The organism is Streptomyces sp. RKAG337 (genome assembly GCF_023701715.1).
GTDB lineage: Bacteria > Actinomycetota > Actinomycetes > Streptomycetales > Streptomycetaceae > Actinacidiphila.
In genome coordinates, this window is record NZ_JAJOZA010000001.1 from 6,471,933 (window position 1) to 6,496,543 (window position 24,611).

Annotated in this window: 23 protein-coding genes and 1 pseudogene; 15 read left to right on the top strand and 9 right to left on the bottom strand. The window is 73.6% G+C overall.

Annotated features, from left to right (window positions below):
• Window positions 1–12 precede the first annotated feature (12 nt).
• Window positions 13–975, top strand: coding sequence for an electron transfer flavoprotein subunit alpha/FixB family protein (locus LNW73_RS28765; protein ID WP_250991881.1), 963 nt, complete (start codon window positions 13–15; stop codon window positions 973–975).
• Between the two features lie 197 nt (window positions 976–1,172).
• The gene (locus tag LNW73_RS28770; protein WP_250991882.1) at window positions 1,173–2,441 is read left to right on the top strand and encodes a DUF6986 family protein; all 1,269 of its coding nucleotides are present in this window, start codon (window positions 1,173–1,175) and stop codon (window positions 2,439–2,441) included.
• A gap of 97 nt (window positions 2,442–2,538) precedes the next feature.
• Here LNW73_RS28770 and LNW73_RS28775 read toward each other — a convergent pair whose 3' ends face one another.
• Window positions 2,539–3,525 (bottom strand): LacI family DNA-binding transcriptional regulator, encoded by a 987-nt coding sequence (locus LNW73_RS28775; protein ID WP_250980057.1) that lies wholly within the window; start codon window positions 3,523–3,525, stop codon window positions 2,539–2,541.
• 151 nt (window positions 3,526–3,676) lie between these two features.
• Here LNW73_RS28775 and LNW73_RS28780 point away from each other — a divergent pair, with 151 nt between their 5' ends.
• Both LNW73_RS28780 and LNW73_RS28785 read left to right on the top strand, forming a co-directional pair.
• Complete coding sequence (locus tag LNW73_RS28780) at window positions 3,677–4,660, top strand: ROK family protein (RefSeq protein ID WP_250974808.1); 984 nt, start codon at window positions 3,677–3,679, stop codon at window positions 4,658–4,660.
• 112 nt (window positions 4,661–4,772) lie between these two features.
• A pseudogene (locus tag LNW73_RS28785) lies at window positions 4,773–5,033 on the top strand (ABC transporter permease subunit); the annotation flags it as partial.
• A 55-nt stretch (window positions 5,034–5,088) separates the two neighbouring features.
• On the opposite strand, the gene LNW73_RS28790 reads toward LNW73_RS28785, so the two are convergent.
• Entirely contained in the window at window positions 5,089–5,541 is a 453-nt protein-coding gene (locus LNW73_RS28790) for a DUF6069 family protein (RefSeq protein WP_250991883.1), read from the bottom strand.
• A 304-nt stretch (window positions 5,542–5,845) separates the two neighbouring features.
• Here LNW73_RS28790 and LNW73_RS28795 point away from each other — a divergent pair, with 304 nt between their 5' ends.
• On the top strand, window positions 5,846–6,940 hold the full coding sequence (locus LNW73_RS28795; RefSeq protein ID WP_250991884.1) for an NUDIX hydrolase: 1,095 nt from the start codon (window positions 5,846–5,848) through the stop codon (window positions 6,938–6,940).
• Between the two features lie 45 nt (window positions 6,941–6,985).
• Here the strand turns inward: LNW73_RS28795 and LNW73_RS28800 are convergent, their stop codons facing one another.
• On the bottom strand, window positions 6,986–8,347 hold the full coding sequence (locus LNW73_RS28800) for a dipeptidase (RefSeq protein WP_250991885.1): 1,362 nt from the start codon (window positions 8,345–8,347) through the stop codon (window positions 6,986–6,988).
• A gap of 149 nt (window positions 8,348–8,496) precedes the next feature.
• Between LNW73_RS28800 and LNW73_RS28805 the strand changes: the two genes are divergently transcribed.
• Both LNW73_RS28805 and LNW73_RS28810 read left to right on the top strand, forming a co-directional pair.
• Window positions 8,497–9,726, top strand: a complete 1,230-nt coding sequence (locus tag LNW73_RS28805) for a geranylgeranyl reductase family protein (RefSeq protein ID WP_250991886.1) — start codon at window positions 8,497–8,499, stop codon at window positions 9,724–9,726.
• A 58-nt stretch (window positions 9,727–9,784) separates the two neighbouring features.
• Complete coding sequence (locus tag LNW73_RS28810) at window positions 9,785–10,441, top strand: DUF4230 domain-containing protein (RefSeq protein ID WP_374118212.1); 657 nt, start codon at window positions 9,785–9,787, stop codon at window positions 10,439–10,441.
• Between the two features lie 57 nt (window positions 10,442–10,498).
• On the opposite strand, the gene LNW73_RS28815 is transcribed toward LNW73_RS28810, so the two are convergent.
• Window positions 10,499–10,954: a nitroreductase family deazaflavin-dependent oxidoreductase gene (locus LNW73_RS28815; RefSeq protein ID WP_250974802.1), complete on the bottom strand. Its 456-nt coding sequence runs from the start codon at window positions 10,952–10,954 to the stop codon at window positions 10,499–10,501.
• 130 nt (window positions 10,955–11,084) lie between these two features.
• On the opposite strand from LNW73_RS28815, the gene LNW73_RS28820 reads away from it, so the two are divergent.
• Genes LNW73_RS28820 through LNW73_RS28830 form a run of 3 tightly spaced genes read left to right on the top strand, consistent with a single transcriptional unit; the run spans window position 11,085 to window position 13,745 of the window.
• The gene (locus tag LNW73_RS28820) at window positions 11,085–11,804 is read left to right on the top strand and encodes a TetR/AcrR family transcriptional regulator (RefSeq protein ID WP_250991887.1); all 720 of its coding nucleotides are present in this window, start codon (window positions 11,085–11,087) and stop codon (window positions 11,802–11,804) included.
• Window positions 11,805–11,862: 58 nt separating this feature from the next.
• Window positions 11,863–13,083: a sensor histidine kinase gene (locus LNW73_RS28825; RefSeq protein ID WP_250991888.1), complete on the top strand. Its 1,221-nt coding sequence runs from the start codon at window positions 11,863–11,865 to the stop codon at window positions 13,081–13,083.
• Window positions 13,080–13,745, top strand: coding sequence for a response regulator transcription factor (locus LNW73_RS28830; RefSeq protein ID WP_250974799.1), 666 nt, complete (start codon window positions 13,080–13,082; stop codon window positions 13,743–13,745). The genes LNW73_RS28825 and LNW73_RS28830 overlap by 4 nt, the downstream gene beginning before the upstream one ends.
• A 43-nt stretch (window positions 13,746–13,788) precedes the next feature.
• Here the strand turns inward: LNW73_RS28830 and LNW73_RS28835 are convergent, their stop codons facing one another.
• Both LNW73_RS28835 and LNW73_RS28840 read right to left on the bottom strand, forming a co-directional pair.
• Window positions 13,789–14,067, bottom strand: a complete 279-nt coding sequence (locus LNW73_RS28835; RefSeq protein ID WP_250974798.1) for a DUF6332 family protein — start codon at window positions 14,065–14,067, stop codon at window positions 13,789–13,791.
• Between the two features lie 148 nt (window positions 14,068–14,215).
• A complete protein-coding gene (locus LNW73_RS28840) occupies window positions 14,216–15,769 on the bottom strand; it encodes an MFS transporter (protein ID WP_250991889.1) in 1,554 nt (517 codons plus the stop codon).
• Window positions 15,770–15,855: 86 nt separating this feature from the next.
• Between LNW73_RS28840 and LNW73_RS28845 the strand changes: the two genes are divergently transcribed.
• The gene (locus LNW73_RS28845) at window positions 15,856–16,251 is read left to right on the top strand and encodes a MarR family winged helix-turn-helix transcriptional regulator (protein ID WP_250991890.1); all 396 of its coding nucleotides are present in this window, start codon (window positions 15,856–15,858) and stop codon (window positions 16,249–16,251) included.
• 82 nt (window positions 16,252–16,333) lie between these two features.
• A complete protein-coding gene (locus tag LNW73_RS28850; RefSeq protein ID WP_250991891.1) occupies window positions 16,334–17,704 on the top strand; it encodes a cryptochrome/photolyase family protein in 1,371 nt (456 codons plus the stop codon).
• Between the two features lie 27 nt (window positions 17,705–17,731).
• Here the strand turns inward: LNW73_RS28850 and LNW73_RS28855 are convergent, their stop codons facing one another.
• Together LNW73_RS28855 and LNW73_RS28860 are read right to left on the bottom strand one after the other, a co-directional pair.
• Window positions 17,732–18,475: a maleylpyruvate isomerase family mycothiol-dependent enzyme gene (locus LNW73_RS28855; RefSeq protein WP_250991892.1), complete on the bottom strand. Its 744-nt coding sequence runs from the start codon at window positions 18,473–18,475 to the stop codon at window positions 17,732–17,734.
• Between the two features lie 133 nt (window positions 18,476–18,608).
• The gene (locus tag LNW73_RS28860) at window positions 18,609–19,862 is read right to left on the bottom strand and encodes an MFS transporter (RefSeq protein WP_374118213.1); all 1,254 of its coding nucleotides are present in this window, start codon (window positions 19,860–19,862) and stop codon (window positions 18,609–18,611) included.
• A 17-nt stretch (window positions 19,863–19,879) separates the two neighbouring features.
• Here LNW73_RS28860 and LNW73_RS28865 point away from each other — a divergent pair, with 17 nt between their 5' ends.
• Both LNW73_RS28865 and LNW73_RS28870 read left to right on the top strand, forming a co-directional pair.
• A complete protein-coding gene (locus tag LNW73_RS28865) occupies window positions 19,880–21,103 on the top strand; it encodes an ROK family protein (protein WP_250974792.1) in 1,224 nt (407 codons plus the stop codon).
• A 414-nt stretch (window positions 21,104–21,517) separates the two neighbouring features.
• Window positions 21,518–23,155 carry a DUF2142 domain-containing protein gene (locus tag LNW73_RS28870; protein WP_250991894.1) on the top strand — a complete coding sequence of 546 codons (1,638 nt, stop codon included), beginning with the start codon at window positions 21,518–21,520 and terminating at the stop codon, window positions 23,153–23,155.
• Between the two features lie 52 nt (window positions 23,156–23,207).
• Here the strand turns inward: LNW73_RS28870 and LNW73_RS28875 are convergent, their stop codons facing one another.
• A complete protein-coding gene (locus LNW73_RS28875) occupies window positions 23,208–24,107 on the bottom strand; it encodes a DUF2797 domain-containing protein (RefSeq protein WP_250991895.1) in 900 nt (299 codons plus the stop codon).
• A gap of 59 nt (window positions 24,108–24,166) precedes the next feature.
• Between LNW73_RS28875 and LNW73_RS28880 the strand changes: the two genes are divergently transcribed.
• On the top strand, window positions 24,167–24,547 hold the full coding sequence (locus LNW73_RS28880; protein WP_250991896.1) for a PPOX class F420-dependent oxidoreductase: 381 nt from the start codon (window positions 24,167–24,169) through the stop codon (window positions 24,545–24,547).
• Window positions 24,548–24,611: the final 64 nt, after the last annotated feature.

The following is a 24,611-nucleotide window of genomic DNA, read 5'->3' on the forward strand; positions in this document are numbered from 1 at the left end:
GAGACCGTACCCATGGGTGAAGTCCTCGTCCTCGTCGACCACGTGGACGGTGCCGTCCGCAAGCCGACTCTCGAACTGCTGACCCTGGCCCGCCGGATCGGCGAGCCCGTCGCCGTCTTCCTCGGCGCCGGCGTCGACACCGCCGCCCCCGTGCTCGCCGAGTACGGTGCGGTCAAGGTGCTGGCCGCCGACGCGGCCGAGTTCGCCGACTACCTCGTCGTACCGAAGGTGGACGCGCTGCAGGCCGCCGCCAAGGCTGTGGAGCCGGTGGCCGTCCTGGTGCCGTCCTCCGCGGAGGGCAAGGAGATCGCGGCCCGCCTCGCGCTGCGCCTCGGCTCCGGCATCATCACCGACGCCACCGACGTCGAGCCGGGCGACGGTGGCCCGGTCGCCACGCAGGCGGTGTTCGCCGCGTCGTTCACCACCAAGTCGCGGATCACCACCGGCGTGCCGGTCATCACCGTCAAGCCGAACTCCGCCGCCCCGGAGGCCGCCCCGGCCGCCGGCGCGGTCGAGCAGCTCGCCGTCTCCTTCGGCGAGCTGGCCACGGGCACCAAGGTCCTCACGCGCACCCCGCGTGAGTCCACCGGCCGCCCGGAGCTGACCGAGGCCGCGATCGTGGTCTCGGGTGGACGCGGCGTCAACGGCGCCGAGAACTTCCACATCATCGAGGCGCTCGCCGACTCGCTCGGTGCGGCCGTCGGCGCGTCCCGCGCCGCGGTGGACGCCGGCTGGTACCCGCACACCAACCAGGTGGGCCAGACCGGCAAGTCGGTCTCGCCGCAGCTCTACGTCGCCAACGGCATCTCCGGCGCCATCCAGCACCGGGCCGGCATGCAGACCTCGAAGACGATCGTGGCGGTCAACAAGGACGCCGAGGCGCCGATCTTCGACCTGGTCGACTACGGCGTGGTCGGCGACCTCTTCCAGGTCGTCCCGCAGCTGACCGAGGAGATCACCGCCCGTAAGGGCTGATCCCGCGGAACTCCTCCGACGGCCCCCGCACGCCTGGCGCGTGCGGGGGCCGTCGTGCGTTCCGCCCGGTCCGCAGGGCCGGGAAAGAACAGGAAATCGCGTTTTACGCCGACATCGGGCCGGCCCGGGTGTTGACCCGGTCCCGCGGCGCGGATAGCTTCCCTTCAACGGTTTGTTGAAGTTCGGGAGGCTGGCGCATGACGCAGGGTGAGACGGTCGGCACGACGTTGGCGGACGCGGTACGAGAGGGCATCGGTGCCTCGCTCGCCGCGACCGACGCGGAGCTGGCCCGCCGCTACCCCGGGGACCCGGGCACCCGGCAGCCGGTGCACACCGTCTACGTCCCCGCCGACGCCTTCACCGCCGACACCGTCCGCAGCTGGGGCCGGCAGGCGCTCGCCGCACTCGATGAGCACGCCCCGGACGCGGAGGCCCTCGCGCGGGTGCTGGGCCTGACCGACGAGCTCGCCGGGCCGGTGCACGACCGGGTGCGCGCCAAGCTGGAGCGCGAGCCCGTCGAGGATCTGCGGATCGACTTCGAGGACGGCTACGGACAGCGCCCGGACGCCGAGGAGGACGCCGCGGCCGTGGCCGCCGCCCGGATCGTTTCGGCCGCCGTCGCGGACCGGAGCGCGCCCCCGTACATCGGCATCCGGATGAAGTGCATGGAGGCGGCCGTCCGCGACCGCGGGATCCGCACCCTGGACATCTTCCTCAGCACCCTGATGCGGTCCGGCGGCCTTCCGGACGGACTGGTGCTGACGCTGCCGAAGGTGACGTTCCCGCAGCAGGTCACCGCGATGGTCCGGCTCTGCGAGGAGTTCGAGAAGGCGCACGGCCTGACGCCCGGCCGCATCGGCTTCGAGATCCAGATCGAGACGACCCAGTCGATCCTGGGCCCCGACGGCACCGCCACCGTGCCGCGCCTCATCGACGCCGCCGAGGGCCGCGCCACCGGACTGCACTACGGCACCTTCGACTACAGCGCCTCCTGCGGGGTCAGTGCCGCCTACCAGTCGATGGACCACCCGGTCGCCGACTACGCCAAGGCCGTGATGCAGGTCGCCGCGGCGGGCACCGGCGTCCGGCTCTCCGACGGCTCCACGAACGTGCTGCCGGTCGGCCCGACCGCCCAGGTGCACGACGCCTGGCGGCTGCACCACGGCCTCGTCCGCCGCTCGCTCGCCCGCGCCTACTACCAGGGCTGGGACATGCACCCCGGCCACCTGCCCACCCGCTACGCCGCCGTCTACGCCTTCTACCGCGAGGGCCTCGACACCGCCGCGGCCCGGCTCGCGGCGTACGTGGCCAAGGCCGGCGGCGATGTGATGGACGAGCCCGCCACCGCCAAGGCGCTCAGCGGCTACCTGCTGCGCGGCCTGGACTGCGGCGCCGTCGACCTCGAAGAGGTCACCGCCCGCACGGCGCTCGGCCGCGCGGAACTGGACGCCCTGGCCGGCCGCTGAGCCCTGGGAGGGCGTCCCTCCGACCGTGCCCGGCCGGCGCGCCCTGACGGCGCCCGGCCGGGCACCACCGTCTCCGGCCGGGCACCGTGGCCGTCGGCTACGGCGCCGGCGGGATCTCGCCCGAGCCGCGCACGATCAGCCGGGTGGGCAGCTCGATCCGGCGCGGCTTGTCCGATCCGCCGTCCAGCCGGCGGAAGAGCAGCTTCGCGGCCGCCCGTCCCAGCCCGACGGCGTCCTGCGCGATCACGGTGACCGCGGGCCGCAGCAGGTCGGCGAGCTCGAAGTCGTCGAACCCCACCAGGGCGACCGGACGCAGCTCGCCGACGAGCACCCGCACCGCGGTGACGGTGACCCGGTTGTTGCCGGCGAACAGCGCCGTGACCGGTTCCGGGCCCGCCAGCATCGCCGTCAGCGCGGCGCGTACCCGCTCGGGCGCGGTGCGGCCCATCGAGATCCACTCCTCGCTCACCGGCAGCCCCGCGGCGGCCATCGCCTCGCGGTAGCCGCGCAGCCGCTCGTTCGCGGTGTGGATCCGGAGCTCGTCGCCGATGAAGCCGATCCTGCGGTGGCCGTGCGCGATCAGATGGGCGACGCCCTCACGGGTGCCGCCCGCGCTGTCGGAGAGGACGACATCGGCGTCGATGCCGCCGGCCGGCCGGTCCACGAAGACGGTCGAGACCCCGGCGTCGATCTCCGGCTCCAGATAGCGGTGGTCGTCGCTGGCGGGCACCACGACCAGGCCGTCCACCCGGCGGGCGCAGAACGCGAGGACCAGTTCCTGCTCGCGTTCGGCGTTCTCCGCGCTGGAACCGGTGAACAGCAGGGTCGAGTGCGCGCGGGCGACCTCTTCGACGGCCCGGCTCAGCGGCGAGTAGAAGGGGTCGGCGAGGTCCTCCAGCACCAGACCTATGCTGGCCGTCCGTCCGGTGCGGAGCAGCCGTGCGCTGTCGTTGCGCCGGAAACCGAGGGCGTCGATCGCCTCCCGGACCCGCTGGATGGTGTCCGGGGTGACCCCCGGTTCCTCGTTGACCACCCGGGAGACCGTCTTGAGCCCGACTCCGGCCCGCGCCGCGACGTCCTTCATGGTGGGGCGGGGGGCATGCCCCGGGGTATGGGTCACTGTCGCGATATTCCTTGCCGCAATGAATGGACAACGTTGTCAGCGAAAGGAAACACTACTCCTAACCCCGCGTCACGTGCGGGTATCCGGCCAATGAGAGGGAGAACGGAACCCGATGCACTCCGACCGCGCCGCAGGCTCGCTGATCGCCGCACTGGACATCGGCGGAACGAAGATCGCCGGCGCTCTGGTCGACGCGAGCGGCCGGCTGCTCGTGCGCGCGCTGCGGCCGACCCCCGCCAAGCAGGACGGGGAGACGGTGATGCGCGCCGTCGGGGAGGTTCTCGGCGAGCTGCGCCTGGACGGCGGATGGCGGCGGGTGGTGGCCGTCGGCATCGGCAGCGCGGGCCCGGTGGACGCCTCGCGGGGCACCGTCAGCCCGGTCAACGTTCCCGGCTGGCGTGACTTCCCGCTGGTCGAGCGGGTGGCGCGGGCGGCCGACGCCCTTCCGGTCGTCCTGACGGGCGACGGCGTCGCGATGACGGCGGCCGAGCACTGGCTGGGCGCCGCCCGCGGGTACGACAACGCGCTCTGCATGGTCGTCTCCACCGGCGTCGGGGGCGGGCTGGTGCTCGGCGGTGCCCTGCTGCCGGGCCCCACGGGGAACGCGGGCCACATCGGCCACATCAGCGTCGACCTCGACGGCGACTCCTGCCCGTGCGGGTCGCGCGGCTGTGTGGAGCGGCTGGCCAGCGGACCGAACATCGTCCGCCGGGCCCTGGAGAACGGCTGGGTGCCGGCCGGCGGCGCCGAGCCGACGGCCGCCGCCGTGGCGCAGTCCGCGCGCGCCGGCGACCCGGTCGCGCTGGCCTCCTTCGACCGGGCCGCGCAGGCGCTCGCCGCCGGCATCGCCGCCACCGCGACGCTGGTCGAGGTGCGGGTCGTGGTGATCGGCGGCGGGGTCGCCGGCGCCGGGGACGTGCTCTTCGGCCCGCTGCGCGCGCACCTGGCGCGCTACGCGACGCTGTCGTTCGCCGCCGGGATCGAGGTGGTTCCGGCCCTGCTGGGCACCGACGCGGGTCTGGTCGGCGCCGCGGCGGCGGCCGCCCAGGCGCTCGGACTGGCCGAGTTCTCACCGGAGTTCGCCCTCGAAGGCTGACCAGCGCTCCGATGACCGGCGGTGCGCGGAGCCCGCGACGCGAGGACATATCGCGCTGGGCTCCGCGCCGCCAGGAGTGACGCAGCGTCATACCGCTGGAAATGGCGGTCGGGCCGTCATCGCCGTCCAGGTGGCCTTCCAGACCGGCTTCTGCGTATTCGTTCTCGCCAATTTCCTGCGCACCCCGCCGATGGAGATCATCGAGGCGGCGATCGTCGACGGCGCGGGCGTGTGGACCCGGTACCGGCGCATCACGCTGCCGCTGTGCCGGCCGGCGGTCGCCGAGCTCGCCACGCTGCAGTTCACCTGGATGTACAACGACTTCCTGTGCGCGCCGGTCTTCATGTCCTCCGGCGACAAGTTGCCGATCACGGTGATGCCGATCACGGTGATGCTGAGAAGGGATGACGCGGGCAGGGGCCCCGCTGTCAGCGGGTGGTCCGGCGCAGCGCCGGGACGAAAACCGCGGCCACGGCCGCGTGCACCAGGCACAGGGAGACCTTGGTCGCCGTCGTGGCCTCCTCGGCGAAGACCGGCAGCAGCGACAGCAGCAGCACCGCCGTGGCGAGCGCGGTCCACGCGGTGCGGGCGTGCCGGGTGAAGCGCTCCAGCAGGGCCAGGCCGCCCCAGCCGAGGAGCGCGAACAGCAGGCTGAAGACGGCCACCACCGGCAGGTTGATGACCGTTCTCCCCATGGAGTCGGCGAGCGCGAAGTCCGCCCCCGTGGCGCGGCACACGGCCCAGACCGCGCAGGTGGCGACGACGGCACCGGCCGCGGCGGCGGCCCGGACGCGCCGCCGCCGGCCCGCTGCGGCGGCGGACAGCTGCCGTGCCGCGGCGGGGCGGTCCACGGACGGGGACGCGGAGTGGGTCGTGGTCATGATGCTGCTCCTGGGGTGAGGGGGGACGGTGTCCGGGGCGGGTGCTCCGGCGCCGCGCGCCGGCCGGACCGTGCTTCTACTCATGCGTCGAACGGGGCCGCCCCGGATCGACACGGCGGGAGAACTTCTTCCGGCCGTGCGCGGAGAGGCGCCTCGGAAGGCTGCCGGTAGGACGTCGGCGGGCCTTCGGCAGGCCTTTGGGACAGCGCCGGCGGGGGCCGGTACGAGCCGATGGCCGGTACTGCGCGTTTGCCGATAGCGATGATCCGGGCAATTCGTAGGGGGCTACGGAGAAGGGGGCACCGTGATCGTCTGGGTGAACGGGGCGGTCGGCGCGGGGAAGACCAGCGCCGCACGCGAACTGCTGGACCTACTGCCGGGCAGCACTCTCTACGATCCGGAGGTCGTCGGTACGGGACTCGGCCAACTGTTGTCCGAGAAGCGGCTCCAGGAGGTGACCGACCTCCAGGACCTGCAGATCTGGCGGCGGCTGGTGGTCGACACCGCCGCCGCACTGCTTCAGGAGGTCGGGGGAGTGCTGGTCGTCCCGGCGACACTGCTGCGGCAGGAGTACCGGGACGAGCTGTTCGGCGGTCTGGCCTCGCGCGGAATCGTGGTGCGGCATGTGCTGCTCGACCCAGGGGAAACGATCCTGCGGGAGCGTCTCGCCCGTCGGGAGGAGGCGGAGGAGGAGCTGCGGCCGAACCCCGGCGAACGGCTGGAAGGCGGGCCGGCCGGCGGGCTGCCGCTCCCGCTCGGCGCCGGCGCGCCGGCGCGCCGCTGGTCCGGGAACCACCTTCCGGAGTACCTGGACGCACTGTCCTGGCTCAGCACCGACGCGTACGTCATCAGGACGGCGAAGCTGACGCCCCGGCAGACCGCGGAGCGAATAGCCGAGGCGCTGCGCCAGGGCGTGGGGCGCTGCGACATCGTGCAGACCCCGGAACCCACGGCGGAGACCGTCGCCTCCGGGGTGCTGCTCTTCGACGAGCGGGACCGGGTGCTGCTCGTCGATCCGACCTACAAACCGGGCTGGGAGTTCCCGGGCGGAGTCGTCGAGCGGGGCGAGGCACCGGCGCAGGCGGGACTGCGTGAGGTCTCCGAGGAACTGGGCATCGAACTCGCCGTGGTGCCGAGGCTGCTGGTCGTCGACTGGGAGCCGCCGGCGCCACCGGGCTTCGGCGGGATGCGGCTGCTCTTCGACGGCGGCCGCATACCCGCCGCCGACGCCGAGCGGCTGCTGCTCCCCGGGGCCGAACTGCGCGGCTGGCGGTTCGTCACCGAGGACGAGGCCGCCGGGCTGCTGCCGCCGGTACGGCTGGACCGGCTGCACTGGGCGCTGCGGGCCCGCGAGCGCGGTGTCCCGCTGAACCTGGAAGCCGGCCGGCCCGTCGAGTGAACCGTCTGACGGGGTCCCGCCGCTCAGCGGCGGGACCCCGTCAGCTCATACGGATTTGGACGCGGCGTACTGGCCCAGGAACAGCGCTTCGGCCAGCGACAGCCGTTCCAGCTCCTGCGGGGAGACGCTCTCGTTCACCGCGTGGATCTGGGCGTCCGGCTCGCTCAGGCCGATCAGCAGGATCTCCGCCTCGGGGTACAGCGTGGCCAGGGTGTTGCACAGCGGGATCGACCCGCCCTGACCGGCGATCTCCAGCTCCTGGCCGTACGCGGTGCGCATGGCGTCGGCCATCGCGGTGTACGCCGGGCTGGTGGTGTCGGCACGGAACGGCTGGCCGCTGCCGCGCTGGGTGACCTCGACCCGGGCTCCCCACGGGGCGGCCGCCCGCAGATGCGCGATGAGCGCGTCGGCGGCCTCCTGCGCGTCCATGCCCGGCGGCACCCGGAGGCTGACCACCGCTCCCGCGCTCGCCTGGACGGAGGGGGTCGCGCCCACCACCGGCGGGCAGTCGATGCCCAGCACGGTCACGGACGGCCGGGCCCAGACCCGGTCCGAGACCGTGCCGGTGCCGACGAGGCCGACCCCGTCGAGCACCTTGGCGTCCTTGCGGAAGTCGTCCTCCGGGTACTGCAGTCCTTCCCACCGGCCGTCCGCGGCCAGCCCGTCGACGGTGGTGGCGCCGTTCTCGTCGCGCAGGGTGCCGAGCATGCGGATGAGCGCGGCGAGCGCGTCCGGGGCCGCACCGCCGAACTGGCCCGAGTGCAGATTGCCGCCGAGGGTCTCGACCTTCACCTCGACCATGGCCATACCGCGCAGCGTCGCGGTGACCGTCGGCAGCCCGACCCGGAAGTTGCCGGTGTCGCCGATCACGATCGCGTCGGCCGTCAGCAGCTCGGGGTGCGCCTCGACATAGCGCTCCAGGCCGCCGGTGCCCTGCTCCTCCGAACCCTCGACGATCACCTTGATGTTCACCGGGGACCCGCCGTGCTCGCGCAGGGCGCGCAGCGCCGTGAGGTGCATCAGGATGCCGCCCTTGCAGTCCGCCGCGCCGCGCCCGTACCAGCGGCCGTCCCGTTCGGTCAGCTCGAACGGCGGGGAGATCCAGGCGGCTTCGTCCAGCGGCGGCTGCACGTCGTAGTGCGCGTACAGCAGCACGGTCGGCGCGCCCTGCGGTCCGGGAAGGAAGCCGTAGACGGACTGGGTGCCGTCCGGGGTGTCCAGCAGTGCCACGTCCTGGAAGCCGTCGGCCCGCAGCGCGTCGGCGACCCAGCCGGCGGCCTTCTCGCAGCCGCTCCTCGGGAACTGGCGTTCGTCGGCGACCGAAGCGAACGACACGAGCTCGGCGAGTTCCGCGCGGGCGCGCGGCATGAGGGAGGCGACGGTTTCGGAGAGCGGGACGGCCTGCATGGGCGCTCCTTGCGGGTGTGATGGTGTGTTCGTGCGCACAAGTGGACGTTGCCGATGGTGCCACAGCGGTCGGAGCGGGGTTCTCGCCATAGGATGCGGCTGAGCAGGGGCGACGAGAGTCGGCGGGTCGAGCGGGAGCGGAATCACACGTGAGCAGCGAGCAAGCGGCGCAGGGCAGCGGTTCGGCGGACGACGGGACGGACGACACGGTCTGGGATGTCGTGGTGGTCGGTGCCGGCCCCGGTGGTGCCTCGGCCGCCCATGCGGCGGCCGCCGCCGGCCGCAGAGTGCTGCTGCTGGAGAAATCCGAACTCCCGCGCTACAAGACCTGCGGCGGCGGCATCATCGGCCCCTCCCGCGACTCGCTGCCGCCCGGCTTCGAGCTTCCGCTGCGGGACCGCGTGCACGCGGTCACCTTCAGCCTCAACGGCAAGCTGTCCCGCACCAAGCGCTCGCGGCACATGCTGTTCGGCCTGATCAACCGCCCCGAGTTCGACGAGGCCCTGGTCCGGACGGCGCAGGAGGCCGGGGCCGTGCTGCGGACCGGGGTGACCGTCTCCCGCGTGGAGCAGCACGGCCCGGCCGTGCCCGACCGGCGGACGGTCGCCGTCGTGCTCAGCGGCGGGGCGACCGTGCTGGCCCGTGCGGTGGTCGGCGCCGACGGCAGCGCCAGCCGGATAGGAGCTCACGTCGGGGTCAAGCTGGACCAGGTCGACCTCGGCCTGGAGGCCGAGATCCCGGTGCCGGCGGCGGTGGCCGAGGACTGGGCCGGCCGGGTGCTCATCGACTGGGGCCCGCTGCCCGGCAGTTACGGCTGGGTGTTCCCCAAGGGCGACTCCCTCACCGTCGGAGTGATCTCCGCGCGGGGCGACGGCAGCGCGACCAAGCGCTATCTCGAGGACTTCATCGCCCGCCTCGGGCTGGCCGGTTTCGAACCGAGCATCTCCTCCGGGCATCTCACCCGCTGCCGTTCCGACGACTCCCCGCTCTCCCGCGGCCGGGTCCTGGTGTGCGGTGACGCGGCGGGGCTGCTGGAGCCGTGGACCCGCGAGGGCATCTCGTTCGCCCTGCGCTCCGGACGGCTGGCGGGGGAGTGGGCGGTCCGGATCTCCGAGGCGCACGACGCGGTCGACGCCCGCCGGCAGGCGCTGAACTACGCCTTCGCCGTTAAGGCCGGGCTCGGTGTGGAGATGGGGGTGGGGCGGCGGATGCTGGCCCTGTTCGAGAAGCGCCCCGGTCTGCTGCACGCCGTTCTCACCACCTTCCCGCCGGCCTGGAACGCCTTCGCGGGGATCACCCGCGGTAAGGGCACCCTCGCGGACCTGGTCCGTAACCATCCGCTCGCCCGCCGCGCGCTGTGGGCGCTGGACCGTTCGTAACGGCGGGCCATGGAACGGCACTTGAGGGGAAGGCGACTTCCCAGGAGGTGCCGTCGACATGGTGTTGCGCGACAATGCGGGCCGGATGCCGTGGTGGGCCAGGCTGACCGCCACGGTGGTGGTCCTGGCCGGGCTTTTCTTTCTCTTCGCCAAGGCAGACCTGCTTCCCGGAATCCCCAATCCGTTCGGCGAGAAGACCAAGGACCGCAGCGGTCCCGTGGTCCTGAAGTCGATCCAGGACATGAGCCGTTTCCAGGGCGCGAGCGGGAACTTCCAGGTCGTCGTCGATCTGCAGAAGGACGCGACCTTCCTTCCCGACTCGGTGAAGGGCAAGCGGACGCTGTATGTCGGCGCGGGCAGCGTCGACTCCTATGTGGACCTGGGCAAGGTCGGCAAGGACGCGGTCACCGTCTCCGCCGACCGCACCGCCGCGACCATCCGGCTGCCCCACGCGGAGCTGGAGCGCACCGCCCTCGACCCGAAGAACTCCTATGTGGTCTCCCAGCAGCGGGGCTTCTTCGACCGGCTCGGCGACTTCCTGGGCAACAACCCCGGGAACGAGAAGCAGCTGAACGAACTGGCCGCGCAGAAGATCCAGGACGCGGCCAAGGCGACCGAGCTGGGCAAACGCGCGGAGGCCAACACCCAGTCGATGCTGCAGCGGCTGCTCACCTCGCTCGGGTTCACCAAGGTCGAGGTGACCTTCGCCCCGTAGCCACGTACCCCGTAGCCACGTACCCACCCCCGGAGGCCGTCCGCCGCCGGGTCGCCGTCAGCCCGAGGTGGTGACCCGGAAGACGGGGTGCTTGTGCGCTATCGCGCGCAGCTCCTCGTCGGTCGAATCGGGTCCGACGCCGCCGAAGAACACCCCGACCTCGGCCTTCCAGCGCTTGAGGTAGGCGCGCAGCAGCACGGGCTTGTCGTCATCGGCGATCTCGGTAGCGGTGAACTCCTCGGTCTTCCGGCCGAGGATCAGCTGCCCGCCGCCGGCGGCCCGCATGTTGTGCGTCCACTGGACGTGGCCGCGCGGGGCCACCAGGTAGCGCTCCTCGCCGACCGTCAGCAGGTTGACGGGGGTGCGCCGCCATTCGCCGCTCTTACGGCCCTTCACGGCCAGCACCCGCGATCCCCAGATGCTCAGCCCGCGCCGGGTCAGCCACGCGACCAGGGGGTTGAGGACGTTGACGGTGAACCAGCCGGGCTTCTTGACGTGCTCGCGGTCGGCCATGATCGGTGCTCCTGGGGGAAATGGAGAGCGGTGCTCTCGCTTGACTCCAGCCTGGCACCGCCGTCCGGAAAAAACAAGAGCGGTGCTCTCATTGTTGGCCGATGCTCCGGAAGATGGCAGACTGGACGACATGAGTGTGATCCGTGGAGCCAGGGAACGGGCCCGAATCGAAGTAACCGCCGCCATAAAGGAAGAAGCGAGACGGCAGCTGGCCGCCGAGGGCGCGTCCCGCCTCTCCCTGCGTGCGGTGGCGCGCGAGCTGGGCATGGTCTCCTCGGCCCTCTACCGCTACTTCCCGAGCCGGGACGAGCTGCTCACCGCGCTCATCATCGACGCGTACGACGCCATGGGGGCGGAGGCCGAGGCCGCCCTCGCCCGCACGGCCGGCGACGCCCCGCACGCGCGCTGGGTCGCGGTCTGCCGCTCGGTGCGCGACTGGGCCCTGGTGCGCCCGCACGAGTACGCCCTCATCTACGGCTCGCCGGTGCCCGGCTACATCGCCCCGATGGACACCGTGGGCCCCGCCTCCCGCGTTCCGCTCACGCTGGTCGCCGTGGTGCGGCAGGCGCACGCGGCCGGCACCCTCGGCCCGCCCCCCGGATCGCCGCTGGCCGCGCCGGTCAGGGCGGACGCCGCCCGGCTGGCGGCGGAGCTGGGCCCCGAGCTCCCCATCCCGGTCGTCGCCGCGCTGGTCAGCAGCTGGGCCCAGCTCTTCGGACTGCTGAGCTTCGAGCTCTTCGGCCAGTTCAACCGCGTGCTGGAGGCCCGCGGCGCGTTCTTCGACCAGGCCGTGGGCGCGCTGGCCGGCCAGGTCGGGCTGTCCCCCGCCGGTGTACTCCCGGCGGAGTAGAGACGATGACCACCGACAGCGGACGACGGCCACCGGGCCGCCGGTCTAGCGTTGCGGCATGACAGACCAGGAGTCGCCCCGGGCATCCCGGTTCCGTGGCATCGCCACCCGCTACCCCTGGATGTCCTCGATCGCCGTGGCGGTCGCGCAGCTCGTCGGCTCCAACGGAGCGGCGCGGAACCAGACGGGCCGCGTGCACCTGGACGCGCTCGCCTACGTACTGCTGCTGGCAGGACCGGCGATGCTGCCGCTGCGCCACCGCCTGCCGGTGTTCGTCGCCGCCGGCACCGCCGCCGTCGCCGGCGCGTATCTCGCGCTCGGCTACCCGTACGGGCCGGTCTTCCTCAGCGTGGTCGTGGCCTTCTTCGCCGCCATCGGAGCGGGCCGCCGCCGCGCCGTGCTGATCATCGCCGGTGTGGTCTACGCCGGGGAACTGCTGGTCGGCCAGTGGCTGTACCGCTGGCTGCCACCGGAGGGCGACGGACCCTCGTCCTGGATGGCCGCGTCCGGCATCGCCGCCTGGCTGCTGGCCGTCCTGGCCGGCGCCGAGCTGTTCCGGTCCCGCCGGGAGCGGATCGCGCGCGAGCGGCGGGAGCGCGAGGAGGCGGAGAACCGGCGCGCCGACGAGGAGCGGCTGCGGATCGCCCGGGAGCTGCACGACGTCCTCGCGCACAGCATCTCGGTGATCAACGTGCAGGCAGGCGTCGCCCTCGCGCTCATGGACGACCACCCCGAGCAGGCCCGTACGGCGCTGACCACCATCAAAGCCGCCAGCAAGGAGGCGCTCGGCGAGGTCCGGCAGGTGCTCAGCACCCTGCGGGCACCGGGTGACGCGCCGCGGTCGCCCGCCCCCGGCCTGGACCGGCTGCCCGAACTCGCAGAACAGGCCGCAGGCGCCGGCCTGAAGGTGGACATCACCACCGCCGGAGCCCGCTTCCCGCTGCCGCCCGGCGCGGACCTCGCCGCCTTCCGCATCATCCAGGAGGCGCTGACCAACATCGTCCGGCACTCCGGCTCGCGCACCGCGCGCGTCCGCCTCGGATACGGGCCGGAGGGCGTCGAACTGAGCGTGGACGACGACGGACCCTCGTCGCAGCGGCCCGAGGGCGACGGGAGCGGCGGCGGCAACGGCCTGCTCGGCATGCGGGAACGGGCCGCGGCGCTGGGCGGCACGGTCGAGGCCGGACCGCGCCCCGGTGGCGGCTTCCGCGTGCTGGCGCGGCTGCCGTCCGGTGCGGCCGGTACCGTGGCGGGCGCCACCGAGGAAGAGGGCCGATGATCCGCGTACTGCTTGCCGACGACCAGGTCCTGGTGAGGGCCGGCTTCCGGGCGCTGCTCGACGCCCAGAGCGATATCGAGGTGGTCGGCGAGGCCGACGACGGGGAGGCGGCGCTGCGGCTGGTGCGCGAACTCACCCCGGACGCCGTCCTGATGGACATCCGGATGCCGCGGATGGACGGTCTGGCGGCCACCCGGCACATCACCGAGGATCCGGCGCTGGCCGGCGTCAAGGTGGTCATCCTGACCACGTTCGAGCTGGACGAGTACGTCTTCGAGGCGATCCGCGCCGGGGCCTCCGGCTTCCTGGTCAAGGACACCGAGCCTGCGGAACTGCTGCGGGCGGTCCGGGCGGTGGTCGAGGGCGACGCGCTCCTCTCGCCGGGCGTGACGCGCCGGCTGATCGCGGAGTTCGCGGCCCGGTCGAAGGAGCCGACGACCGTCGCGGGCCTGGAACACCTCACCGACCGCGAACGCGAGGTGATGGCGCTGGTGGGCATCGGCCTGTCGAACGAGGAGATCGCCCGCAGACTCGTCGTCAGCCCGCTCACCGCCAAGACCCATGTCAGCCGCGCCATGATCAAGCTCGCTGCCCGCGACCGGGCCCAACTCGTCGTCCTGGCCTATGAGTCCGGGCTGGTACGCCCGGGCTGGCTCGGCTGACCGAAGGGGACCGGCACCCGGCCGGGGTTCGCAACCAGCCGGCTCAGCGGGGTTCTCCGCGGCCCGGTACGTCCCGCGCCGCGCTCGTGCGGTTCTCGTGGCGCTGCAGGACGCCGGCCACCGTGCCGCAGAAGGTCACCACCGCCACGGCGACGGCCGCGGTCACCCAGCTGTGCCGGGCGTCCCCGTGCACCCGCCCGGCGAGCACCGGGCTCACCACCAGGGCGAAGGCGATCGCGGCGAAGACCGTTCCGGCCGCCGCCGCGTACATCATCTCGACGGTGGTCGCGTCCCGTTCGGCCTGTGTCCGAGTCCTGCGCATAGGAACACCCTTCCCCTGGGACCGGCGGCACAATCCGCCGGTCCGGCAAACGCTCCCGCGCCCACGGGAGACGTCCGGCCCCGCGCCCTCCCTGGTGGCGCGGGACCGGACACTGGTCGGATCCCGGGTGGTACGGCGGACCGGTCGGTCAGTCGCGCACCGCCACCGGCTGCGCGTCGGTCTCCGCCGCGAGCACACCGGAGGACGCGACGGACGCGACGGAAGGGTCCGATGCGATGGAGGAGGCCGACGGGACGGACGTCGCGACGACGATCTCGTGGGCCGGACGGCGCTTGCGCAGCCCGGTGACGGTGATCAGCAGCCCCGCCACCCCGATGAGGGTGACGACCACGAGCCCCGGCCGGTAGGTGTCCAGGACCGCCTGCGGCGTACTGGGGGAGCCGGTGCCGCTCGACGTGACCACCGCGGTCACGATGGCCAGGAAGATCGCCCCGCCCACCTGGAAGGAGCTGTTGAGCAGACCGGAGACCATGCCCTGCTCATGGTCGCGGACCCCGTTGGTGGCCTGGATGTTGAGTGACGAGTAGGCGAGGGTGAAGGCGGTGCCGAGCAGCAGCATCGACGGCAGGATGTCGAGGGCGTAGTCCGGTGACAGGTCGACCCGCAGGAAGAGCACATAGCCGAGGACGAGCGAGGCGAAGCCCGCCGTGATCACCCGCGGGGTGCCGAACCGGTCGACCACCGGCCCCATCCGGGGCGAGGCGATGGCCACCAGCGCGCCGGCCGGCAGGAACGCGAGCGCGGTGTGCAGCGCCGACCAGCCGAGCAGGGACTGCATGTACTGGGTGACGAGGAACTGGAAGCCGATGTACGACCCCATGAAGGTGGCGCCGCCCAGGTTGGCGCGTATCTGGTTGGGGGAGCGCAGGATCCCGAGCCGGATCAGCGGGTGCGCGGAGCGCCGTTCGATCGCGACGAAGCCGGCCAGCAGTACGGCGACGACGGCGAACGACACCAGGGTGCGGGCCGAGCCCCAGCCGGTCTGTCCTGCTTCGACGACGGTGTAGACGAGGAGCAGCATCGCGGCGGTGCCGGTCAGCGCGCCGGGCAGGTCGTAGCCGCGTCCCGCACCGCTCTCGCGGGGGCTCTTGGGGATGAGCTTGAGGCCGATGACGAGGGCGATCAGGGCGACCGGCGCGGGCAGCAGCATCGTCCAGCGCCAGCCCACCTCGGTGAGCAGCCCGGAGAGCACCAGGCCCATCGAGAAGCCGGTCGCGCCGCAGGAGGCGTAGATGGTGAGCGCCCGGTTGCGGATCGGGCCCTCGGCGAACGAGGTGGTGATGATCGACAGTCCGGCGGGCGCGGTGAACGCGGCGCTCAGACCCTTGATGAACCGGGTGGCGATGAGCAGCTCACCGGAGTCGACGACGCCGGCCAGCAGCGAGGCGCCGGCGAAGACGCCGAGCGCGATCAGGAAGACCCGGCGGCGTCCGAGCAGGTCGGCGGCGCGGCCGCCGAGCAGCAGCAGGCCGCCGTAGCCGAGGATGTAGCCGCTGACGATCCACTGGAGCGAGGCGGTGGTGAGGTCGAGGTCGTGGGCGATCGAGGGGAGGGCGACGCCCACCATCGATACATCGAGCGCGTCGAGGAACAGCGCCGCGCAGAGCACCAGCAGGGTGCCCCACTGGCGGGCGTTCCAACTCGCTTCGGTAGCGCGGACGGTGGAGGACGGAGAGGTCATGCGGAGCAGACTACATGCGCATGCATCCAATGCAAGTGCATTTAATGCTTGCGCATCTAGCGTCGTTTTTCTGCTACCGTCTAGAGATGACCGGTGACAAAGGTGAGCGAGCGCTCGTGGAGCAATGGCGGGCGATCCTCGCCGTCCACGCGCGTACGGCGTGCGAACTCGACCGTGAGCTGCATCAGCACGGTCTGGGGGCCAGCGATTTCGAGGTCCTCGACGTCCTCGCCGGCGGGGATCCGGCGGACGGCGGCTGCACCTTCCGCGTCCAGGAACTGGCCGACCGGGTCCATCTGAGCCAGAGCGCGCTGTCCCGGCTGGTGGCCCGGCTGGAGAAGGACGGCCTGGTCAACCGCGGGATCTGCGACGAGGACCGGCGCGGCGTACGGGTCGGGATCACCGACCTGGGGCGCACCCGGTACGACGTGGCCCGGCCCGGCCAGCGTGCCGTCCTGGAGCGCATGCTCGGCACCGCGTGACCGTCTCCTTCGAGTAGTGCGTGACCGTGCCCTCCGCGTGTCGGCCGGTTCCGGGCCGCCGGGGTCGGTAGCTCTTGGCGGTATGTCCGTCTCCATCGCGCTGTTCACCAGCGACCTCCGGCTGCACGACAACCCCTCGCTCCGCGGCGCGTTGGGCTCGGCCGACCAGGTCGTCCCGCTCTTCGTCGTGGACCACGCGATCCGCGACACCGGTTTTCCCACCCCCAACCGCGCCGCTTTCCTGGCCGGCTGCCTCGCCGACCTCGACGCCCGGCTGCGCCGCACCGGAGCCCGGTTGGCCCTGCGCACCGGCGACGTCACCGAACAGGTCCGCGCGGTGGCCGCGGAGGCCGGCGCGGCGCAGGTGCACATCGCGGCCGGCGTCAGCGGCTACGCCCAGCGCCGCGAGGAGCGGCTGCGCCAGGCCCTGGAACTCGACGGCCGCCTCCTGGTGGTGCACGAGGCGGTGGTGACCGCCGTCGCCCCGGGCGCCGTGACGCCGCAGGGCAAGGACCACTACGCCGTCTTCACCCCGTACTTCAGACGCTGGGCGGAGCAGGGCGTCCGGGAACCGCTGCCCGCGCCGCGGCGGATTCCCGGCGCGCGGGTCCGGTACGGGTCGCTGCCGTCGCCCTCGTCGCTGGCCGGCGGTACACCGTCGCCCACGCTGCCCGAGGGCGGCGAGACGGCGGCCCGCCGGCGGCTCGGCCGCTGGCTGGACGGCCCGCTGGAGGAGTACGCCGACGGGCACGACGACCTGCCGGGCGACCTCACCTCGCGGCTCTCGCCCTATCTGCACTTCGGCTGCCTGTCGGCCGCCGAACTGGTGCACCGGGCGACGGCCCTCGGCGGCGCGGGCGCGGACGCCTTCGTACGGCAGCTGGCCTGGCGGGACTTCCACCACCAGGTGCTGGCCGCCCGCCCCGCCGCCGCGCACCGCGACTACCGGACCCGGGGCGACCACTGGCGCGCCGACGCGGACGAGATCGACGCCTGGCGCGCGGGCCGCACCGGCTATCCGATCGTCGACGCCGCGATGCGCCAGCTCCAGCAGGAGGGCTGGATGCACAACCGGGCACGGCTGCTGGCCGCGAGCTTCCTCACCAAGACGCTCTACGCCGACTGGCGGACCGGCGCCCGGCACTTCCAGGAGCTGCTGGTCGACGCGGATGTGGCGAACAACCAGCTCAACTGGCAGTGGGCGGCGGGCACCGGCACCGACACCCGCCCCAACCGCGTGCTGAACCCGCTCACCCAGGCCAAGCGCTTCGACCCGGACGGCAGCTACGTACGCCGCTACGTTCCGGAGCTGGCGGGCATCCCCGGCGGGGCGGTCCACCGGCCCTGGCGGCTGCCCGCGGCCGAACGCGCCGCCCTGGAGTACCCGGAACCGATCGTCGACCTGGACGTCGCCGCCGCCCGCTTCCGCCGGGCCCGGGGTCTCGACGACTGAACCACCGGGCCCGCGCACCGAAGCGCCTCATGTGATGGGGGAGACCCGCCGCCACAGCTCCACCAGCTCCGCGTCCCCGGAAACGTCGAGCCCGTCGTACGGTCCGCGGTTCCACAGGGCGAGGTAGAGGTCGGCGGCGGATCCGCTCACCGTGCAGTCGGCCGCGCCCGGCGCCCCGCGCTCCACCCGCGGGGCCTCCTGGGAGAGCCGGACCAGCCAGTCACCCGTGCCGGCGGGCGCGTCCACCGCCCGGACGCGCAGGGTGCGCGGCGGTTCGCTGCGGACCCGGCTGCGGGGACGGGTGTGGAATCCGGCCAGCAGCTCGTCCACGCCGTCGGTGGCGAAGGCCGTGGTCACGGGGGAAGGGCCGACACCGAGCGCGGCCTCGGCGTCCACCCGGTGGACGGCCGTCTCGTGCGCCTGGCGCCGCGCCCAGAACTCCAGCGACGAGGGGGCGGTGAAGAAGTGCCAGCACCGCAGATCCGCCGGGGCGGCGGTGAGCGCGGCCACGAGGTCGGCGTGCGCCTCGCGGTACCAGTCGAGCAGCGCGCCGTCGTCCGGCACCTTGCCCTCGATCGGCGCGGGTTCCTCCCGGCCTTCGACGATGAATCCGGTCGCCCAGCGATGGACGATTCCGGTGTGCTGTACGAGGTCGCGCACCCGCCAGTCGGGGCAGGGCGGCACCGGTGCGTCCAGGCCGGCCTGCTCGGCCGCATCGGCGAGCAGCGTTCCGTTCCGGCGCAGGATCTCGATGAACTCAACCGTCTCCATGGCGGGATTGTGGCATCCCGTCACGGCGCGTGGCACGCCCTTACGGCACCGGCCTGGCAGGTCCGGGCGGCACCGCGCCGACCCGCGCCGGGGACCGTACGCCCGGCACCGGGACCGGACCCGGGCCGGGCCGTCAGGGGCTCGTACGGGTGCCCAGGTTCCGTACGGCGTAGGCGATGGCGGACGCGGTCGCGGCCAGCAGCGCCACCGTGGTCAGCGCGGTCGGCAGTCCGAAGGCGTCGGCCAGGAAGCCGATGGAGGGCGGGCCGAGGAGCATCCCGCCGTAGCCGAGGGTGGAGGCCGCCGCGACGCCGCTGGGTCCGGCGAGTTCGCCCGCGCGGGCGATGGCGACCGGGAACAGATTGGCCAGGCCGAGACCGGTCACGGCGAAGCCGGTGAGGGCGAGCCAGACGGACGGTGCGAGCGCGCCGAGCAGCATGCCCGCGGCGGCGGTCAGCCCGCCGAGCACCAGCGCCCGGGTCTGGCCGAGGCGTTCCAGCAGTGCCGTCCCGGACAGTCGCCCGAGCGCCATCGCGCTCGCGACGGCCGCGTAGCCGGCCGCGGCGATGCCCTGGCCGCCGCCGAGGTCCTCCTGGATGTGCAGCGGCCCCCACTCCGCGAGCGCTCCCTCGCCATAGGCGGTGCACAGCGCGATCAGGCCGAAGACGGCCACCAGCAGGCCGGTCCGCTGCACGGTCGGCGCGGCGCCGGCCGTCCCCTCGGCGGCCGGTCCCGCGGATCCGCCGCGGCCCGGCCGGTCGTCCGCCGGCGGGGTGATCCGCTCCGTCAGGAGCGTCCGGCCGGCGACGGCGGCGACCAGCAGACCGACCGGGGTGAGCAGCAGCAGATGGGTGGTGGGCGACAGATGCGGGGCCAGCAGTCCGCCGAGGGCGGCGCCGAGCAGCCCGCCGAGGCTGTACGCGGCATGGAATCCGGACATCACCGGACGGCGCAGCGCCGCCACCAGGTCGACGGCGGCGCTGTTGATGGCGACGTTCATCCCGCCGTAGGCCGCGCCGAACGCCAGCAGCACGAGGCCGAGGGCGAGCGCCGAATGGGTGAGCGGTGGCAGCGCGATGCTCAGGGACATCAGCACGCCGGTCACGACCGTGATCCGGCGGCTGCCGAAGCGGCGGCAGAGCCCGCCGGTCAGCACCATCGTGGCCACGGCGCCCGCCGAGACGCCGAGCAGGGCCAGGCCCAGCTCGCTGGCGGAGGCGCCCACTTGCGCTTTGATGGCCGGAATACGGACCACCCAGCCCGCGAAGATGAAGCCGTCGAGGGCGAAGAACGTGGTGAGGGCGACGCGCAGCCGGGTGAGAGAGGGGTCGGTCGGGGGGCGGCGGGAGGCTGTAAGGGCCATCCCTATTTTGTTTAGCGTCGGCACAAAGTCAGAATAGGGGGGTGACCCAGATTCGGACAAGGCTCGAGCGGGGCCGGAGCGCACTCGGCCCGGCGCTCGCACTCGTGCACACCGGCCGCGCGCCGACCCGCGCCCTGCTCACCTCGGAACTCGGCGTGACCCGCGCCACGGCGGGCGCGGTCGCCGCGGAACTGGAGGCACTGGGCTTCATCCGGGTGGACACCCGGCCGGGCGGCGCCTCCGGAGCGCAGGGCAGGCCCTCGCACGGACTGGACCTCGACCCCGCGGGACCGGTGGTCCTCGCCGCCCAGGTGCACTCCGACGGCTTCCGCGCGGCGCTGGTCGGGCTCGGCGGGCGGATCGTCGCCACCGCTCCCGGCTGTATGACGGTGCCCGCCGATCCGGCGCACGTCCTGGGCGCGGTCGTCGAAGCCGGCGCGGAGCTGCTGCGGGCCTCCGGGCGTACCTGCCTGGGCGCGGGGCTGGCCGTACCGTCCGCCGTCGCGGAGCCCGAGGGCACCGCCCTGAACCCGCTGCACGTCGCCTGGCCCGCCGGTTCCCCGGTGCGCCAGGTCTTCGCCGAGCAGCTCGCCCGGGCCGGCATCACCGGGCCCGGCGGTGCCCCGCTGGCCTCCTTCCTCGGCAACGACGTCAACGTCGCCGCCCTCGCCGAGCACCGGCACGGCGCCGGGCGCGGGGCCGGCCAGCTGCTGGTCGTCGCCACCGGCCACCGCGGTGTCGGCGGAGCACTCGTGCTCGGCGGGCGGCTGCACACCGGGAGTTCGGGTCTCGCCCTCGAGGTCGGCCATCTGACCGTCAATCCGGCGGGCCGGCCCTGCCACTGCGGCAGCCGCGGCTGCCTCGACGTCGAGGTCGACCCGCTCGCCTTCCTCGAAGCGGCCGGACGCCCGCCGGGACCGGCGGTCTCCCTCCTCGAGCAGGCCCGCGACCTGCTCCGGGACGAGTACGACGACCCCGCCGTCCGCGCCGCCGCGCACACCCTCATCGACCGGCTCGGCCTCGGGCTCGCCGGCCTCGTCAACGTCCTCAACCCCGACCGCATCCTCCTCGGCGGGCTGCACCGCCACCTCCTGGACGCCGACCCGGAGCGGCTGCGCGCGGTCGTCGCCGACCGCAGCCTGTGGGGGCGCAGCGGCAGCGTGCCGCTGCTCGCCTGCGCCCTGGACCACAACAGCCTGGTGGGCGCCGCGGAGCTGGCCTGGCAGCCGGTGCTCGACGACCCCCTGACGGCGCTCGGCGGTTGAGCCGCGGCGGACCCTCGAGGCGGGCCCGGCACCGGGCCCGCCGCCGATGAGCGACAACCCGCGAAACGGTGACCCGGCGCTGAACAGTGTGGGGCGGGCGAGGGAATTCCCGACACCGCCCCACCGTCCGGGCGGGCCCCGCGACCGCCTCGCCAGGCCGCCCCGCGGACGCCCGCGGCACCGCACCGACCCGCCGAAATCCCCCTGTGAGCAGGGAGTATCCCCTGCTGCAGGATGCCGTCGAGGAGCGCTTCCTGGGGTCGCGGGGGTGCCGGACGAGCGGAACCCTGCCGTCAGGTCGCGCGTATATGGTGCGCCTCAATCGACGGCGCGGCTGTCAGCGGGGCGCGGTCGTCAGCGGCGCGCCCCGCGCGGTGCCGGCGGTGTCGGCGGCGGAAGAAGTGGAGCCCTACGGTGGCCGGTTGGCTGCGGAAGCGGGTGTCGGCGTGGGCCGCCGCCCGTACGGTCTGGACGCTGGCCTTCGCCACGTTCGTGACGCTCATGACCGCGTGGTCGCTGGCCACACCCATCACCGCGCCGCCGGACGAGGCCGCCCACATGGTCAAGGCCGCCGCCGTCGTGCGCGGCGAGTTCGGCGGCGAGCAGCGGGTCATCGAGGCGCACCACGTCGGGGTCGACGTCGAGGTCGGGTTCACGGCGGTACGCGTGCCCGCCGGATACCGCGACCTGGACGTCACCGACGGCGTCTACCGGTGTTTCCGCAACGACGACAAGCTCTCCGTCGCCTGCCGCGGCACCGTCGCCCCCTCCGGCGACACCGCGACGGTCATCACCAGCGCCGGCACCTACGGCCCCGGCTACTACCTGCTGGTCGGCTGGCCGAGCCTGCTGCTCACCGGCGAGGCGGGCCTGTACGCGATGCGGCTGCTGAGCGCGCTGCTGTGCGCCGCGCTGCTGGCGAGCGCCGTCGTGACGGTCCTGGAGGGCGCGGCCAAGGGGTACAGCGGACGCGTCGCGCTGATCGGCGTGCTGACCGCCGCCACTCCGACGGCCGTCTACCTGGGTGGCGTCGTCAACCCCAACGGACCGGAGGTCACGGCGGCCGTACTGGCCTGGGCCGTGGTCGTCCGGCTGGTGACCGACGAGGACGGCCTGCCGCAGCTGCGCCGACGGCTGGTGCGGCTCGGCGCCGCCTGCGTCCTGCTCGCGTCCATGCGGGCGCTCGGCCCGCTGTGGATCGCGCTGGTGCTGGCCGGCGGCCTGATCCTGGCGCGCCCGGGACGGCTGCGGCAGCTGGCGCGGCTGCGCCCGGTGTGGGTGTGCCTGGGGGTGGCGGCCGCCGCGGGGCTGGCCGCCGTCGCCTGGACGATGACGGCCGACACGCTCGCGCTGCCCACCCAGACCCTGGAGCAGTACACACCGCTGACCTCCGCCCTCAAGGCGGTCTTCGACCTGCTCCCGAACTACCTGCACCAAATGGTGGCGATCTTCGGCTCGTTGAACGTCGCGGCTCCCGAACTCACCTACGTGCTGTGGTGGGTGATGGCCGGCTGCCTTGTGATGCTCGCCCTGGCGACGGGACGGGCGCGCGAGATCCTCGTCCTGGCCGCGCTGATGGCGGGCACCGCCTTCGGTCCGCTGGTGCTGATGGCCCCCCAGGCAGCCCACCTGGGACTCATCTGGCAGGGCCGCTATCTGCTGGCCGTCGCCGTGGGGGTCCCGGTGCTGGCGGCGGTGGTCGCCGGCCGGCGCTGGAGCGACCTCCCCGAACGGCTGCGGACCCGGCTGCCCCTGCTGCTGATCGGCTGCTGGGCGCTGGCCCAGGGCGGCGCGTTCGTCTGGGCCGCGCTGCGCTACGCGTTCGGCCGGGCGCACCAGTTCTCCGGCGGCTCCCTGCAGTGGCAGCCGCCGGTCGTGGGCTGGTCCGCCGCGCTCGTCCTGCTGGCGCTGTCCGGCTTCCTGCTGGTGCTGCTGGCGATCAGGGCGGGGCGGCCGATGGCCGGGAACCCGGCCGGGACCGCGCTGCGCGCGTCCACCGAGCCGCCGTTGGAGAGCCAGGCCGTCAGGGAGCAGGAGCCCAGCCGCGGCTGACCCGGACGGCCCCGGGATCCGCGAGTTCAGGACGGGAGTCCGGAACGGGAGTTCAGAAGAGCGGCTCCGGAACGTCCTCCGGCCGGGGTACGGGAGCGGTGGGGGCCGCCGACCGTGGTCCGGGGGCGGGCGTGGTGACCGGCCAGCCGGAGACCAGACGGGAGTCGAGCAGCAGCCCGCCGTCCGGCGTGTCGAGATACAGATCGCTCCCGGCCGCCGCCCGCACGGTGCCGGTGACCGACGTCCCCGGCGCCAGCGCCGTGATCCGGGCCGCCGGCCGCGGCGGCTCCGGCTCCAGCCCGAACAGCGCCGCATGGTCGACCAGGGCGTACGGCAGCCGGTCCAGGGTGTCCGGCAGTCCGGTCACCGACCCGTACAGGGCGCGGAGTTCGGCGGCCCGTTCGGCGGCGGGCGGCAGCGCCCACCGAGCCGCCCGTTTGGCGCCGGCCGTCACGCGGTCGGGAATGCCCAGCGCGGCGCCGAGCGAGGCCTCCGTACGCCGGGCGGCCATCAGCGGACCGCGTCCGAGGAAGCTGAAACAGACCGCCGCCTGCTCCACCAGCCGGACCGCGCCGCGCTCGGCCGCGGTGATGCCGACCTTGGTCAGACCGGGGCCGAACCAGGCCAGGTACACCGAGTACGGCCGGGGGTCGTCGGCCATGGTGTCGGCGGCGACGGACGAGAGCCGGTCCAGCGCGGCGCAGTCGTCGCACAGGTCCCGGCGGGCCGTCGGGCCCAGCTCCGCGGCGCGCGGGCACACGAGGTGCCGGCCGGCCCGCCGTACCCCCGTACAGCGCCGCACCGCGTCCCGGCCCACGGCCAGGGCGAGCGGGCCGCCGACGGGGACCGGGCTGCTCCGCTCGCCGTACCGGGGGTGCGACCACTGCCAGCACGGCTCCCAGGAGCCCGGGCCGCCCTTCCACCGCAGTCCGGTGCATCGCCACGTCTCCATCACTCCGATGGTAGGCGGCGCGTGGTGGTCCCCGTCCTCGCGGAGTACTCTCCGGTCCCATGGTGACCGACGAGCTCGCCCGCAGCCCCTACATCAGCCTGACCACGTACCGCCGCAGCGGCGACGCGGTGTCCACCCCGGTGTGGTCGGTCCGGGACGGCGGCGAGCTGCTCGTCTGGACCAAGAACGACACCGGCAAGGTCAAGCGGATCCGCAACAGCGGCCGGGTGACCGTCGCCCCGTGCGACGCCCGGGGCAGGATCGCCGCCGGAGCGCCGACCGCCGAGGGCACCGCGCGGCTGCTGGACGCGTCGCAGCTCGACCGGGTCCGCAAGGCCATGGCGGGCAAGTACGGCCTGCGCTTCCGGGTCCTCGACGTGGGCGGCGCGCTGCTCCGGCGCGGCAAACGACCGCAGGTCGGGATCGCCGTCACCTTCTGACCGGCCGCCGGACGTAGCCGCGGCCGGCGTTCGTACTCCCCACGTGGTACGCGGAGTGCCGCTG